Consider the following 12826-nt stretch of genomic DNA (forward strand, 5'->3'; position numbering starts at 1 on the left):
GATCCGGCAGGTTTAGCCTCGGTGGCCGGGACCGTCCAGCGAGCCCTGGAGCTGCCCGGCCCTCTGCGGACCGACGACCCCTACGTAGCGCGAAGCGGTAAGCATGACTGCCGCTAAGCCGGTCTGCCGGTCGGCGGCGTCGCCGCCGGCCAGTGCGGAGCGGACACTGTCGTGGAGGGTGAAGAGCCGGTCGGTCTCGGTGAGCGTCAGGACCCGTATGGTTTGCGGTCTCGCGGCGGCCAGCACCATCTCGATCCCGGCGGCAATCGCGTTCAGACGGGCGGCGAGCAGGGCGTTGACGCACGCCGAGTAGCAGAAGGCGAGGCCGGCGAGGTCGACCACCAGGAGCGGCGGGCGGGCGGTGATCGCCTCGGCCAGGGCGTCGTCCAGGGTGCGGCGGGTTTCCTGATCGACGTCGCCCTGGACCTGGACGATCACGGCCGTGCCGGGGAGCGTCGTGTCGACGACTCTCAGCGGCCGTGCGCCGGTCCGCGCGGCGTGGGGGCAGTCGTCGTGACGGAGGGGATCGGGCGGGCTGTTCACGGAACCCACCGCCTTCACGCGGGGACGGGCGCGGTCCGACCGCCGGGTCGGCGTCCCGCCGGGTTCTCGGCGCGCTCGAGGAGCCCGCTTCGCGGGATCCCCCGGCGGGAGCACGGCAAGGTGGGGGGCTGCGGGCGGCGGGTTCGGGAATCAGGGGCGTTCCTGGTCATGGTGATCACCGGGGCGAGTGCTTGGGGCGGGGCCGGAACCGGGCTGGAGATCCGCGAACAAGTCCAGAAACCCGGCGATCTCGTGCCCGGCCTCGGCGGGGTGACGGAAGAACGTGTCGTGCACGACGTGGTAGTGGTTGCGGCGCCCGTGGCGGGTGCGGGTCAGATAACCGGCGCTCTCCAGATCAGTGACGATCGCCTGCACCGCCCGCTCCGTCACACCGCACATCACCGCGAGATCCCGCAGGCGTACCTCCGTGTTGCGCGAGATCATCAACAGGACACGGGCATGCTGCGTCAGGAACGTCCAGCTCGTGCGCGGCTCCCGCTCGTCGCTCGACACACCACAAGTATGAACCCGGATTCCGGATTCGTCATACCCGATTCGTGATACTTGATTCCCGGCCCGTCCGACGCCCCCGCAGGCCGCCACCTTCGGAGGAGCCGACCAGTTGTTGCTGCAGGCAGGTGTCCCCGAGAAACAGCACGACAGCGTGGTACTCCGGTACTGCCTCGACCTGGACGACCAGAAGGCCGCCGACTTCCTCGGCACCCCCGTGTCCACCCTGCGCTCCAACCTACGCCACGACCGCCGCCGCCTCGCCTGCGCCATCGGAAGGCAGCTGTGGAGACCTGCGGGTCGATAAGCCTGGTGACGCCCAGATATCCCAGTCCAGCAGGGGCGAGCGCGTAGGCGACCGCGAGCAGGCCCCAAACGCTGACAGTCCACGATCGGGTCACCGGACGTAAGCCGGACGGGGCCACATCGCTGTGGCGAGGATTCACGGGGTCCAGGTCTTTGTTGTGGCCAGTGACTTACGGGATTTTTGCCCAAATACCGGATCGGCTCAACAGACACCCCGGGCGAGGTTTGGCCTCCCGGCGTCCGGCAAGCCGCCCGGCATGGACGTTTCAGCTCTGCACGACCGCCGGTGGTCCCGTCGACTGCGCCGCACGCTCGACGCACCGGCGCACTGGGAGGTCCTCGACCTCCCGTCCGGGAAGCTCGCCGACGCGGTGGAAGCTCTCCCCCTCGGGCCGTACCGCGACGCCCTACGCGGCGTGTGGCTCGGCCACCCGCTCCACCCGGGCCTGGTTCAGCTGCCCATCGGCTGCTGGACATCGGCAGGCCTGCTGGACTTCACTCCGGGCGCCCAGCGGTCGGCCGACGCACTCGTCGCCACCGGACTGCTGACGGCCGTGCCGACCGCGCTGTCCGGCTGGGTGGACTGGGCCCGGCTCGACCCGCCGCGCCGCCGCACGGGCCTGGTCCACGCTCTTGCCAACACGACCGGCGTGCTGCTGTACGCCGGCTCGCTGCTGGCCCGCTGCCGGGGCCGACGCGCCCGCGGCCGACTGCTCGGCCTGACGGGGCTCGCCGCCATCTCGGGCGGCGGCGTCCTCGGCGGCCACCTGGCCTACGGACAGGCCGCCGGCCCCAACCGGGCCGCCGCCGCGCCCCGACTCGCGCCCGCCGACTGGGTCGGACTCGGCCCGGTCGACGACTTCCCACCGGGCGAACCCGTCCGCAGGATGGCCGGCGACCTGCCCGTGGTCGTCGTCCGCGAGGGCGAGCGCTGCCACGTGCTCGCGGAGCGCTGCGCCCACCTGTCCGGCCCGCTCGCCGACGGCACAGTGGCCGACGGCTGCCTGCGCTGCCCGTGGCACGGCAGCGAGTTCCGCCTGCGTGACGGCGAGGTCGCGAGCGGCCCGGCCACCTCGCCGCAGCCAGTGTTCGAGACCCGATTGCTCTCCGGGTACCTGGAGGCACGACTGCCCGGCGCCGGCTGACCAGCCGTCCACGTCCACACGGTGTACGGATCGGCCCAACGGGCAAACGCACCCGCGCGGGCCCGATCCGTGGCGGATCCGCGCGCCCGCCACGCGGAGGAGGACGACATGAACCCGGTCGAACGCGCACTGCGCTCGGTGGACGGCTACCAGCAGCGCCACCGGCCCACCGCCATGGTCCTCGGCGTGATCAAGAAGTACGGCGACGACCGCGGCGGACTACACGCCGCGCTCATCACCTACTACGGCTTCCTCGCCCTGATCCCGCTGCTCCTCCTGCTCAGCACCGTCCTCGGATTCGTCCTGCACGGCAGCCCCGGCGCACAGCAGTCCGTCCTCAACTCCGCCCTGGCCGACTTCCCGATCATCGGCGACCAACTCCGCCAGAACGTCCACTCCCTCCAGGGAAGTGGGTTCGCCCTGGCCGTCGGCATGCTGTTCATGCTCTACGGAGCACTCGGCATCGCGCAGGTGCTCCAGCACGCCATGGCCGAGATCTGGAACGTCCCCGGCGTGCGCCGGCCGGGCTACTGGCCGCGCCTGGTCCGCAGCCTCCTGCTCCTACTCGTGCTCGGCTCCGGCCTGGTACTCGGCACCGGGGCCGCATCGGTCGTCGCTGCCTCCCTCGGCGGGCCCGCCGCCCGCATCGGCGGTCTGATCGTCTCCGCGCTCCTGAACGCCGCCCTGTGCCTGGCCTGCTTCCGCGTGCTCACCCCCCGGACGATCCCCACGCGCGCGCTATGGCCGGGCTGCGCGGTCGCGGGCCCGCTGTTCACCGTCCTCCAGGCCTTCGGCTCCCTGCTCGTCGTGCACGAGCTGCGCCACGCCGGGCAGGTCTACGGCTTCTTCGCCACCGTGATCGGCCTGCTCTCCTGGCTCTTCCTCGCTGCGGAGATCACCGTGTACGCCGCCGAGACCAACGTCGTCCTCGCCCGCCGCCTGTGGCCGCGCAGCCTGCTCCAGCCGCCGCTCACCGACGCCGACGAACAGGTGCTGAGCGCAATCGCCCACCAAGAGGAACGCCGCCCCGAACAGCAAGTCGACGTCGCCTTCAGCGACGACGACCCACGACCGGACGCCAACGACGACGGGACCGCGGGTCGACCCCCCGGGGGATGACGACCCTCGCCGCCCTGCCGGATGCGAGGATCCGGGGATCCGGGGATCCGGGGATCACACTGTCAGAACCGTGCTGGCCGACGATTGACCTCATACCAGGAAAAGCCGGGGACGATCCGTACACAAGATCGAGCCCGTCGTCACGCGGAGCCGGGGCAGCGGCCAAGGGGGCAGTGCGCTGGCGCTCGCGGCCTGACCGCCAGCCGACCCGCTCGCCTCACACGTGGTGGGTACCGGTGACGGTGTCAGCGGCGGGGGTGTGGCATGTGCTGCAGGGGTGCCAACGTGGCCGGTCAGGGGTGGACCGGTGTGGAGCGAGGATCATTCCGGCGGTGTCCAGGCCGCACATGGTGAGGGAGCCGCAGGCGCTCGAGGGCTCGGCGGCCCCCTGTGCGCGCGGCGCACCGGCTGCTCGGGGTCCGAGGGCGTGTGGTCGGTTTGGAGGACCCCGACGTTGCTCGGCGTGTCCGGTTCCAGTACGACGACAATGTCCACCTCCCCACGGTGGCTGCTGCTCCCGGTACCGCACGCGCGCGGTGGCATTCGGACCAGCTGGCGCAACAGTTGCCTCGGACACGCTGGGATTCGACGAGAACGGCGTACCGGTAATCATCGAGTTCAAGCGCGGCCGGGACTCCGGGGTGATCACGCAGGCAACGTCCTACCTCGTCTGGCTTCTGGCGCATCGGGCACGAGTTCGAGGCGCTGGTACGCAGACGCCTGGGTGCCGAGGTGGTGGAGACGATCGACTGGCGGCGGCCTCGGGCGATCTGTGTCGCAGCCGAGTTCTCGCGTCACATCCGGGCCGGGGCTTCGCTTCACCAGCGGAGGCATCGCTTGAACCTGGTGCGCTACCGGGTTCTCGGACCGGCCCTGCTGACGTTGCAGCTGGTCGAGACGGTCCCGGGCTTCATCGATTCCCCGTCTCCGGTACCGGCCGAGCCGGTCGGTGAGGTGCATGCCGAGCCGGAGGCGGTCGCGGTGCCAGTGGAGGCGTCGCAGGTGGAGGTGCCTGGACGAATGCAGGAACTGTACGACGAGCTGGATGAGGTGCTGGCGGCGGCTGGTGAGCTGGAGGTGGTGGTGCTGAAGCACTACATCGCCTACCGGCGGATCCTGAACGTGGCCTCGGTCGTGTTCCGGCCGGGGCACGGGGCCCTGCTGGTGTACCTGCGGTTGGAGCCGGACTCGGTGGAGCCGGAGGAGGCCTTCACCCGGGACGTGCGCGGCGTCGGGCACCTGGAGGTGCGGATCGCTTCGTCGGCGGACGTGGAGAAGGCGATGCCGTTGATCCGGCGGGCGGTCGAGGAGTCCTGACGGACGGAGAAGGGCGGCTGGAGCTTGGTGCTCCAGCCGCCCTTTCGCGTCTGCGGGCCGTCGACCGGGACGGCCTCATGTCACGCCTCCGGTCCGGCGAGGGCGAAGTCGTCCTGGGTCAGCTCTGCTTGCAGGCGCTGTTCGGCGATCTCGGCGTAGTGCGGGGAGAGTTCGACGCCGACGAAGCGCCGGCCTTCGCGCAGGGCGGCGACGCCGGTGGAGCCGCTGCCGGTGAAGGGGTCGAGGACGGTGCCGCCTTCGGGGCAGATCTGGACAAGCTGCTGCATGATCTCCAGCGGCTTCTGGGTGATGTGGACGCGGTCCTTGCGGGGCTGGCTGGCGATGAAGTGGCCGGGCAGGTAGAGGTTGCGGCGGTTGTCGAGGGTGCCCTTGACGCCCCAGGTGATGAACTCGGCGGACTGCTTGAAGCCGCCCTTGCGAGGCCGGCTGGCGGGCTTGATCCACGGGATGGTGCCCTGCCAGGTCCAGCCGGCCATCTGGAGGGCGTCGCTGGTGGTGGGTTCCTGCCTCCAGTCGGAGAAGACCATGGCGACCGCGTGCTCGGCGCTGGCCCGGTAGGCCTCGGTGAGGAGTTCGGTGAGCCAGGAGCGGTAGGAGCGCTGGTCGCGGTTCTCGCCGGGGAAGGTCTTGAGGTCGTGGGCGGAACCGCTGGTGACGTACTTGGCGCGGGCGTCGCGGCTGGTGCGCTCGGAGCTGGTCCGGCCGCCGCTGTTGTACGGCGGGTCTGTGATGACCGCGTTGACGGATTCGTCGGGGAGGGTCTTCAGCACGGTGAGGGCGTCGCCTCGGTGGAGGGTGAAGTCGTTCACAGGGGCCTTCCTCGGGCAGGGGTGAGCCGACTCCGGGCGCACACCGTGGCGGCCGCCGGGAGTGCCGGTGGAGGGGACGGTAGTCGCGATCGGCGGCCGCGCCTAACGGCTGGCGCAAGGACATCGGGGCTTGTCGGGGCTCGTTTGGTGCGGCCGGAGTTCGCGTCTACTGTCTCGCCATGCCAACCGGGCAGCAGGCCAAGTCGGCCCGGCCCGAGGCGCATTGGCCCGCGCTGTCTCATCCAGGCGAGACCGCGCGACGGAGTGCGCGAACCTTCCCTACACCCCGAAGAGGGCCTCGTGTTCCAGCTGAGATCACGAGCGCGGCCGGCTGCCGCGCGTGACCCGAGACCGGCGTCCGGGAGCTACCAACTCCCCTGACCCGGGCCCGCCCTGAACGAGGGCGGTTTCACCACCGGCGCGGTGCCGGCGACTTCTTCGCACGAGGGGCCGGCACCGCGCTGTCCTACGAATCCCGCAAGGAGCCGCTGCGATGCAGCATGCCCTGGCACACCTGTGCCCTCATCCGCCTCCGCCGTCGTCCCAGTCCCGGTTCGGTGATTGGCGGGCGTCGTGAAGAAGGCGTTCGGCGTGCTCGTCGGGTTCGTCGCCTGCGGGCCGCTGACGCTGGCCCTGCCAGTGGTGATCGCCGGCGCGGGCAACGCTTCGGCGACGTCCGCCTCGTGTCCGCCCGGTGGCGGTCCGCAGGGTGTGGACAGCTCGGCCGTCGCAGCGCAGGTCGAGGCGATCCTGAAGGGCTCCAGTCCGCTCAGCGCTCCGAGCGTGGCGGGGCTGAGCAAGCCCGACGAGCAGATCCCCAATGCGAAGACCATCCAGGCCACCGGTGTCGCGATGCGCTCGCGCTGGCCGGGCCGGGCCGGGCCGGGCCGGTCGCCGCCGTCGCGGCGGAGCGGCAGAACCGGCAGGACCAGCGGAACCGGCGGCGGTCCGTCCGACCGGGCGTCACCGTCCGGTGTCCGTAACCTGCCCGCCCCTCGGTGGCCCCGGAAAACCGGTACTCCGTGCCAGTGTGCCCGGGCGAGGATAGCGCCGTGGCGGACGTACCGGTCGCCGCGCCCGCGCCGCGCCCACCTCCCGCCTCCCGCCTCCCGCCTCCCGCCTCCCGCCTCCCGCCTCCCCTGGAGACCCTGACGCCATGACCGACTCCGCCCTCGGCCGCTTCTACGACGCGTTCGCCGACGACTACCACCTCCTCTACGCCGACTGGAACGCCTCCGTCGCCCGCCAGGGCGCCGCGCTGGACGCCCTGATCCGCCGACACCTCGGTGACCGCCCGGCCGAGGTGCTGGACTGCGCCTGCGGCATCGGAACCCAAGCGATCGGCCTGGCCGCGCTCGGCCACCGCGTCACCGGCAGTGACCTCAGCCCGGTCTCCGCCGCCCGCGCCACCGCCGAGGCCGCCGAGCGCGGTATCCGGCTTCCCACCGCCGCCGCCGACATGCGGGAACTCCCCTTCCCGGACAGGCGGTTCGACGTCGTCGTCTGCGCCGACAACGCGCTGCCCCACCTGCTCACGGCCGAGGACGTCCGCGCCGCGCTCGGTGAGATGCGACGAGTCCTGCGTCCCGGCGGACTGGTGCTTCTCACCACCCGCCCGTACGACGAACTGCGCCGCACCCGGCCCGCCTCCACGTCGCCGCAGACCGCCGACTACGAGGGCCGACGGTCGGTCCTCTTCCAGCTCTGGCAGTGGCGGGAGGACGGCGAGCGGTACGACCTGGAGCTCTTCCGTCTCCTTCCGGACGACGCCGGCGAGTGGCAGGTCGCGGTTCGCCGCTCCACCTACTGGGCGCTCACCCAGGACCAGCTGAGCGCCTTCGCCGCCGAGGCGGGCCTGTCCGGCATCCGCTGGGAGCAGCCCGTCGACACCGGCTTCTTCCAGCCCGTCCTGATCGCCCGGGCACCCTGACCTCCCGAAAGGCTCCGGTACGGTCCCCGGCGGCCGCAGCACGAGCGGCATCCCGACCATCCGCGCCACTCGGGCCTCGAACCCCCTCTCACCGCAGTGGCCGCGGGTCCGAGCGCCGGTCCGGGGCGCCGGGGACCACTGCGCTCCCGTGGCGCCGCAACTGCGCACCGCCGTGGTGCTCGACCGACTGGAGCGGGCCCTGGCCCGAGCCCCCGCGACGGCCCGTCCGCTCCTCCCCTACCGGCCCAATGCCGCCACCGCCTCCGCGACCCGGGCCGCGCCGTCCTCCTCCGCCATCGCGCGGGCCACCTCCTGCGCCCCTTCCCTCAGCCGCTGCTCCTCGACGGCCTGCCGGACGGCCTCCGCCAGCCGGTCGGCGGTCAGGTCGGCGAACCGCACCGGCGTGGTGGCGGCACCGAGCCGGGCGAGCCGACCGGCCCAGAACGGTTGGTCCGCCGTCACCGGGACGGGGACGCTCGGCACGCCCGCACGCAGGGCCGCGGCCGCCGTGCCCGCGCCCGCATGGTGCACGACCGCCGCCATGTGCGGGAACAGCCGGGCGTGCGGGAGCTCGCCGACGGTCAGCACGCCGTCGCCCTCCCCGGCGATCCCGGCCCAGCCGGCCTGCACCACGCCCCGGACGCCCGCCCGCCGCAGGGCCTCCACCGCGAGGGTGCTCAGCCGCTCGCCCTGCCCGGCCGCCATGCTGCCGAAGCCGATGAACACCGGTGGCGGTCCCTCCCGCAGGAAGTCCTCGACCTCGGCCGGGAGGCGGTGGTCGTCCGGTACGTACGGCCACCAGTTGCCGACCACCCGCAGTCCCTCCCGCCAGTCGGCCGGGCGCGGTACGACGGTCGGGCTGAAGCCGTGCAACACCGGCCAGCGCGCCCGTTCCACGGCCCGCCGGCGCGCGGTCTGGGAGAGCGCCGGGAGTCCGAGCCGCGACCGCATCCGGCGGGCGGCCTCGGCGTGCAGACGATCGACGACCCGCTGGCCGAGCGCCCCCGCCGCCCGGTTGCCCCAGCTCCCCAACGAGCGGCCGCCCCCGACGACCGGAGGGAACTCCCGTGTCGGCAGCGTGGGTTGCAGGTAGACCCCCAGGCTGGGAACGTCCATCGCCTCCGCGAGGTGCCAGCCCAGCGGCGCGGTGGTGGTGCTCAGCAGGAGCAGATCGGCGCCGGGTGCGGTGGCGTCCGCGAGGACGTCGCCCAGCTGCCCGATGAACGCCGCGGCCCGCGCGAGCAGTTCGGAGCGCCCGCGCGCGGGCCCGGCACCCGCGCCGCGTGGATCGACCGGGAGCGGCCGGAAGTCGAGGCCGCTGCCGGCCACCAGCTCGCGGAAGGCCTCGGGCGCCGCGAGCGCGACCTCGTGCCCCGCACCGCGCAGGTACGCCCCGAGCCCCGTGTAGGGGGCGACGTCGCCGTACGATCCGGCGGCCATGACGAGGATCCTCATCGGGCCGCCCCGTCGACGTCGTCGCCGTCGAGGTCGTTCGCGTCGCGCCGCTCGGCGTTGGCACCGATGGCCGCACGGAGGTAGCCGGCCAGGCCCGGGCGCTGCTCGGCCGGCGGGACGACCAGGGCGAAGGCCCGGGCGTCCGCCTCGTAGTCGTCGGCGATCCGGCAGTGCATCTCCGGCGGGCAGGGTGTGAACCACCGGGTGATGTGCTGCCGGTGCCGCTCCGCGAGGTCCAGCACCGTCCGGTGGTCGACCGGCAGCCCCGCGTCGAAGGCCTCCAGCAGCCGGCCGCGCCACTCGGCGGCCTCCGCCATCAGCTGCTGCCAGTCCTCCTTGGAATGGGTGGCGGCGCGGGCCAGGGCCTCCTGGTGGCTGTCCCGCTCGCCCCACTTGAGGTGGGCGTCGGCCGCGTAGCTGAGGTCGAAGACCACGTCCCCGAAGACCTCGAAGCGCTCCTGCGGCGTCAGCTCGACCCCGGTGCGCTGGACCTCGATGGCCCGCTCGGCGACGTCGACCAGCTTCTGCAGGCGGCCGATCTGCTCGGTGAGGGCCTGCCGCCTCGCCAGCAGGTGGTCGAGCGCGTTGGCCTGCGGGTCCGCCAGGATGTCGGCGATCTCGTCGAGCGGGAAGCCGAGCTCCCGGTAGAAGAGGATCTGCTGGAGCCTGGCGAGGTCCGCGCCGCTGTAGAGCCGGTAGCCGGCCGGGCTGCGCTCACTGGGCGCGAGCAGCCCGGACCGGTCGTAGTAGTGCAAGGTCCGGATCGTGACCCCGGCGAAGCCGGAGACCTGGCCCACCGACCAGCTCATGCGTCCCTCCGATCATCCGTTCGTTCGCTGCGCCCCACCGTGCGGCCTGACGTGGGGTGAGGGTCAACACGCGCAGCTCAGGGGCCCGCTCCGGATGGCTGGAGGCATCCTGGATCAGGTCTCGCGCTGCGGGTGGTAGGCGCTCTCGGGTATGCCGAAGGTCCAGGCGACCCCGGCTCGCGCGGTGCGGGTGCTCGGGGGGACGCGCAGCCAGTAGGTGCGGTGGGTGCCGTCCGGTTCGGGGGTGGAGTTGACCACCTCGACCATCACCACCGGCTCGTCGTCGGGCAGGACGATCCGCCAGAGCACCCCGGTCTCGTCCCGGTGGACGGGCTCGGCGCCGGAGTCGGCCAGGTAGCGCTCGTAGCCGTAGTGCTCCAGCAGGACCCGGCGCAGCTCGGCGTTCTCCTCGGTGCGGATCCGCTCGACGGTCACCTCGGCCAGGCCGGCCAGGAACTCCGGCGGGACGGGCATGCCGCGCCAGGCGTGCAGGGCGAAGCCGTCGGCGTACTCCAGGGCGGGCCCGTCCGCCCGGTCGAGCCGTCCGGCCTCGTCGCGGTGCAGGACGGCCGGCCGCTCGCTGAGCAGGACCACCTCCCGGTACGGCCACCACCAGCCGGCCTCCCGGGCCAGTTCGGCGAGCGGTGCGACGGCGTCGGCGCTCGCCCCGGCGGCCTCGAAGGCGGCGAACCACGGCGCGTCGTGCTGACCCCGCACGGCGTCCAGCAGGGCGAGCCGGACGGTGGTGCGGCGGTCCCGTGCCTCCTCGGCCACGGCGACGTCGGCCTCCCGGTCGGCCTCGGGGGCGAGCCGGTCGAGCACGGCGTTGCGCAGTCGGTCGGCGAGCGGGGTGGTGACCGGTCCGAGCTCGCCACCGGTGAGCGCCCAGTGGCCCGCCCACCCGCTGGTGCCGACCTGCTCGACGGCCCGTCGACGGGCCTCCTCCCAGGGCCGGGTGCGCACGGCCTCACGCACGCTCTGCGCGCCGGCGGCCCTCAGCTCCAGGGCCGCCTCGGTCGCGGCGAGCGGCGAGCCGAACCAGCGGACGGCCGCGGGCTCGGGCAGTCCGGCCGCCCGGTAGGCGGCCCGGACGGCACGCTCGGCCGCCGCCCTGTCCCCCGGCCCGGTGGCCGCCCCGGCCGCCCGCCAACGGGCCGTCGCCTCGGCCGGCCCGGGCAGCTCCCGCGCCTGCGCCCGGTCGCCGCGGGCCTCGTCGTGGATCACCGTTTCCATCCCTGCTCCGTTCCCGGCCGGGCTCCCCGCCCAGCCGTCCGTTCCCGTTCCCGTGCCGCGACCCCGGCCGCGCCCTGCCCTCGTGCCCCACCCGTACGGCGGGCGGAGCGGTCGTCAGTCCGCGACCACCCGCACCGCGCCGGGCGCGTACTCGCGTTGGCGGACCACCCGGTACCAGCTCTTGGGCAGCGGTATCGCCGCGTGCTCCTCGTGCACCACCCGGCCGCCCTCGGGCAGGTGCAGCCAACCCGCGCCGAACGGCCCGGTCTCGCGGCGCAGCTCGCCGGGGCCGACCACGGCGTGGGCGTGCCCGGTGACCTCGCCGAGCGCCAGCACCATCCGGCCCCGCGCGTCCCGGGGCTGCACGGCCAGCCCCGCCACCCGCGGCGGCACCGCGCTCTCCTCGACCGGCACGATCAGCACATCGCCCTGGCGGTACATCAGTCCTCCCTCGCCGTACGGCCGGATCCCGGCGGACGCCGGAACCCACGGCTCCGCCGCGTCTGCCGCGGTCACTCTCCGGAGCCAGGACCCGAACATAGAGCAAGGGTCTGACAACCCGCCCGGGCGGCGACCCGGCCGCCGGATTGTCAGTCCCGACTGGTAGACAGTTGTTCGGCCCAGATCCCGGAGGAGCAGCGCATGACTGTCAACGACCACATCGAGCGGTTCCACGGTCTCCCCGTCTTCGACTTCGTGGAGGCCTTGGAGGAGGCCGAGGAGAAGGGCGGATCCGGCGCCGTCGAGCTGCCGGACGCGGCCTCGGCCGCCTGGAGGGTCAAGCTCGACTACGAGTCCGAGGCGACGTTCGCCGAGCGCTGGGAGCAGTTCCTCGGCGCCGTCGACACCGAGCGGGTCACCGCCCTGGTGATCGGCCAGTGGGCCCCGGACGAGCCGGACGGCTTCCAGGAGCCGATGGAGGCGATCGTCGCCGCCGCCGGCCGGCTGCCCGCCCTGCGCGCGCTGTTCGTCGGCGACATCACCTACGAGGAGTGCGAGATCTCCTGGATCCAGCAGTGCGACATCACGCCGCTGCTGACGGCCTTCCCGCGGCTGGCCGAGCTGGTGGTGCGCGGCGCCTCGCAGGACTGGGACGGCAAGGGCGGTCTGGCCCTGCGGCCGCTGCGGCACGAGGCGCTCAAGGCGCTGCGCTTCGAGGCCGGCGGCCTGCCGGGCTCGGTCGTGCGCTCGGTGGCCGGCTGCGACTTCCCGGCCCTGGAGCGGCTGGAGCTCTGGCTGGGCGTGGAAAACTACGGCGGCGACGCGACGATGGCCGACGTCGCGCTGTTCCTGGACGGCACCCGCTTCCCCTCGCTGCGCCACCTCGGCCTCCAGAACAGCGAGTTCCAGGACGACATCGCGGCCGCAGTGGCGCACGCGCCCGTCGTCGCCGGGCTGGAGTCGCTCAACCTCTCCATGGGCGTGCTGACCGATCAGGGCGCCACCGCCCTGCTGGAGGGCCAGCCCCTCACCCACCTGCGCTCCCTCGACCTGCACCACCACTACCTGACCGAGGAGATGCAGCAGCGCCTGCGCCAGGCCCTCACCGGGGTCGAGGTCGACCTCTCCGAGCCCGGCAAGCCCGACGACCGGTGGCGCTACGTGGCCGTGGCCGAGTAACCGTCACCT

The 12826-nt window shown here is 73.2% G+C and carries 13 protein-coding genes; 6 read left to right on the plus strand and 7 right to left on the minus strand.

Going from position 1 to position 12826, the window contains the following annotated elements; translation table 11 throughout:
- Positions 1-12: 12 nt before the first annotated feature.
- Complete coding sequence (locus ACGFSC_RS26455; RefSeq protein WP_359904033.1) at positions 13-543, minus strand: STAS domain-containing protein; 531 nt, start codon at positions 541-543, stop codon at positions 13-15.
- Between the two features lie 150 nt (positions 544-693).
- The gene (locus ACGFSC_RS26460) at positions 694-1056 is read right to left on the minus strand and encodes a helix-turn-helix domain-containing protein (RefSeq protein ID WP_359904030.1); all 363 of its coding nucleotides are present in this window, start codon (positions 1054-1056) and stop codon (positions 694-696) included.
- A gap of 109 nt (positions 1057-1165) precedes the next feature.
- On the opposite strand from ACGFSC_RS26460, the gene ACGFSC_RS26465 reads away from it, so the two are divergent.
- The 4 genes from ACGFSC_RS26465 to ACGFSC_RS26480 all read left to right on the plus strand — a co-directional run bounded on the left by ACGFSC_RS26465 (position 1166) and on the right by ACGFSC_RS26480 (position 4940).
- Positions 1166-1360, plus strand: a complete 195-nt coding sequence (locus ACGFSC_RS26465; protein WP_359904027.1) for a hypothetical protein — start codon at positions 1166-1168, stop codon at positions 1358-1360.
- Positions 1361-1616: 256 nt separating this feature from the next.
- The gene (locus ACGFSC_RS26470; RefSeq protein ID WP_359904024.1) at positions 1617-2504 is read left to right on the plus strand and encodes a Rieske (2Fe-2S) protein; all 888 of its coding nucleotides are present in this window, start codon (positions 1617-1619) and stop codon (positions 2502-2504) included.
- Positions 2505-2612: 108 nt separating this feature from the next.
- A complete protein-coding gene (locus ACGFSC_RS26475) occupies positions 2613-3623 on the plus strand; it encodes a YihY/virulence factor BrkB family protein (RefSeq protein ID WP_359904021.1) in 1011 nt (336 codons plus the stop codon).
- Between the two features lie 732 nt (positions 3624-4355).
- Positions 4356-4940, plus strand: a complete 585-nt coding sequence (locus ACGFSC_RS26480) for a DUF5655 domain-containing protein (RefSeq protein WP_359904018.1) — start codon at positions 4356-4358, stop codon at positions 4938-4940.
- 80 nt (positions 4941-5020) lie between these two features.
- On the opposite strand, the gene ACGFSC_RS26485 is transcribed toward ACGFSC_RS26480, so the two are convergent.
- Positions 5021-5770: a site-specific DNA-methyltransferase gene (locus tag ACGFSC_RS26485; protein ID WP_359904015.1), complete on the minus strand. Its 750-nt coding sequence runs from the start codon at positions 5768-5770 to the stop codon at positions 5021-5023.
- 1156 nt (positions 5771-6926) lie between these two features.
- Between ACGFSC_RS26485 and ACGFSC_RS26490 the strand changes: the two genes are divergently transcribed.
- Positions 6927-7700, plus strand: a complete 774-nt coding sequence (locus ACGFSC_RS26490) for a class I SAM-dependent methyltransferase (RefSeq protein WP_359904013.1) — start codon at positions 6927-6929, stop codon at positions 7698-7700.
- Positions 7701-7937: 237 nt separating this feature from the next.
- Here the strand turns inward: ACGFSC_RS26490 and ACGFSC_RS26495 are convergent, their stop codons facing one another.
- The 4 genes from ACGFSC_RS26495 to ACGFSC_RS26510 all read right to left on the minus strand — a co-directional run bounded on the left by ACGFSC_RS26495 (position 7938) and on the right by ACGFSC_RS26510 (position 11638).
- Positions 7938-9155 (minus strand): glycosyltransferase, encoded by a 1218-nt coding sequence (locus ACGFSC_RS26495; RefSeq protein WP_359904010.1) that lies wholly within the window; start codon positions 9153-9155, stop codon positions 7938-7940.
- Positions 9152-9964 (minus strand): MerR family transcriptional regulator, encoded by an 813-nt coding sequence (locus tag ACGFSC_RS26500; RefSeq protein WP_359904008.1) that lies wholly within the window; start codon positions 9962-9964, stop codon positions 9152-9154. Before ACGFSC_RS26500 ends, ACGFSC_RS26495 begins: the two co-directional genes overlap by 4 nt.
- 114 nt (positions 9965-10078) lie before the next feature.
- Positions 10079-11197 (minus strand): DUF6745 domain-containing protein, encoded by a 1119-nt coding sequence (locus ACGFSC_RS26505; protein ID WP_359904005.1) that lies wholly within the window; start codon positions 11195-11197, stop codon positions 10079-10081.
- Positions 11198-11311: 114 nt separating this feature from the next.
- A complete protein-coding gene (locus ACGFSC_RS26510; RefSeq protein WP_359904002.1) occupies positions 11312-11638 on the minus strand; it encodes a hypothetical protein in 327 nt (108 codons plus the stop codon).
- 201 nt (positions 11639-11839) lie between these two features.
- Here ACGFSC_RS26510 and ACGFSC_RS26515 point away from each other — a divergent pair, with 201 nt between their 5' ends.
- On the plus strand, positions 11840-12817 hold the full coding sequence (locus ACGFSC_RS26515; protein WP_359903999.1) for an STM4015 family protein: 978 nt from the start codon (positions 11840-11842) through the stop codon (positions 12815-12817).
- Positions 12818-12826: the final 9 nt, after the last annotated feature.

The organism is Kitasatospora sp. NPDC048715 (assembly GCF_043198905.1).
GTDB lineage: Bacteria > Actinomycetota > Actinomycetes > Streptomycetales > Streptomycetaceae > Kitasatospora > Kitasatospora lactacystinica.

Bases quoted from the DNA above. Each gene is read 5' to 3' on its own strand.
- ACGFSC_RS26475 (WP_359904021.1), top strand. From the start codon at position 2,613: ATGAACCCGGTCGAACGCGCACTGCGCTCGGTGGACGGCTACCAGCAG.
- ACGFSC_RS26500 (WP_359904008.1), bottom strand. From the start codon at position 9,964: ATGAGCTGGTCGGTGGGCCAGGTCTCCGGCTTCGCCGGGGTCACGATC.
- ACGFSC_RS26495 (WP_359904010.1), bottom strand. From the start codon at position 9,155: ATGAGGATCCTCGTCATGGCCGCCGGATCGTACGGCGACGTCGCCCCC.
- ACGFSC_RS26470 (WP_359904024.1), top strand. From the start codon at position 1,617: ATGGACGTTTCAGCTCTGCACGACCGCCGGTGGTCCCGTCGACTGCGC.
- ACGFSC_RS26505 (WP_359904005.1), bottom strand. From the start codon at position 11,197: ATGGAAACGGTGATCCACGACGAGGCCCGCGGCGACCGGGCGCAGGCG.
- ACGFSC_RS26490 (WP_359904013.1), top strand. From the start codon at position 6,927: ATGACCGACTCCGCCCTCGGCCGCTTCTACGACGCGTTCGCCGACGAC.
- ACGFSC_RS26515 (WP_359903999.1), top strand. From the start codon at position 11,840: ATGACTGTCAACGACCACATCGAGCGGTTCCACGGTCTCCCCGTCTTC.
- ACGFSC_RS26510 (WP_359904002.1), bottom strand. From the start codon at position 11,638: ATGTACCGCCAGGGCGATGTGCTGATCGTGCCGGTCGAGGAGAGCGCG.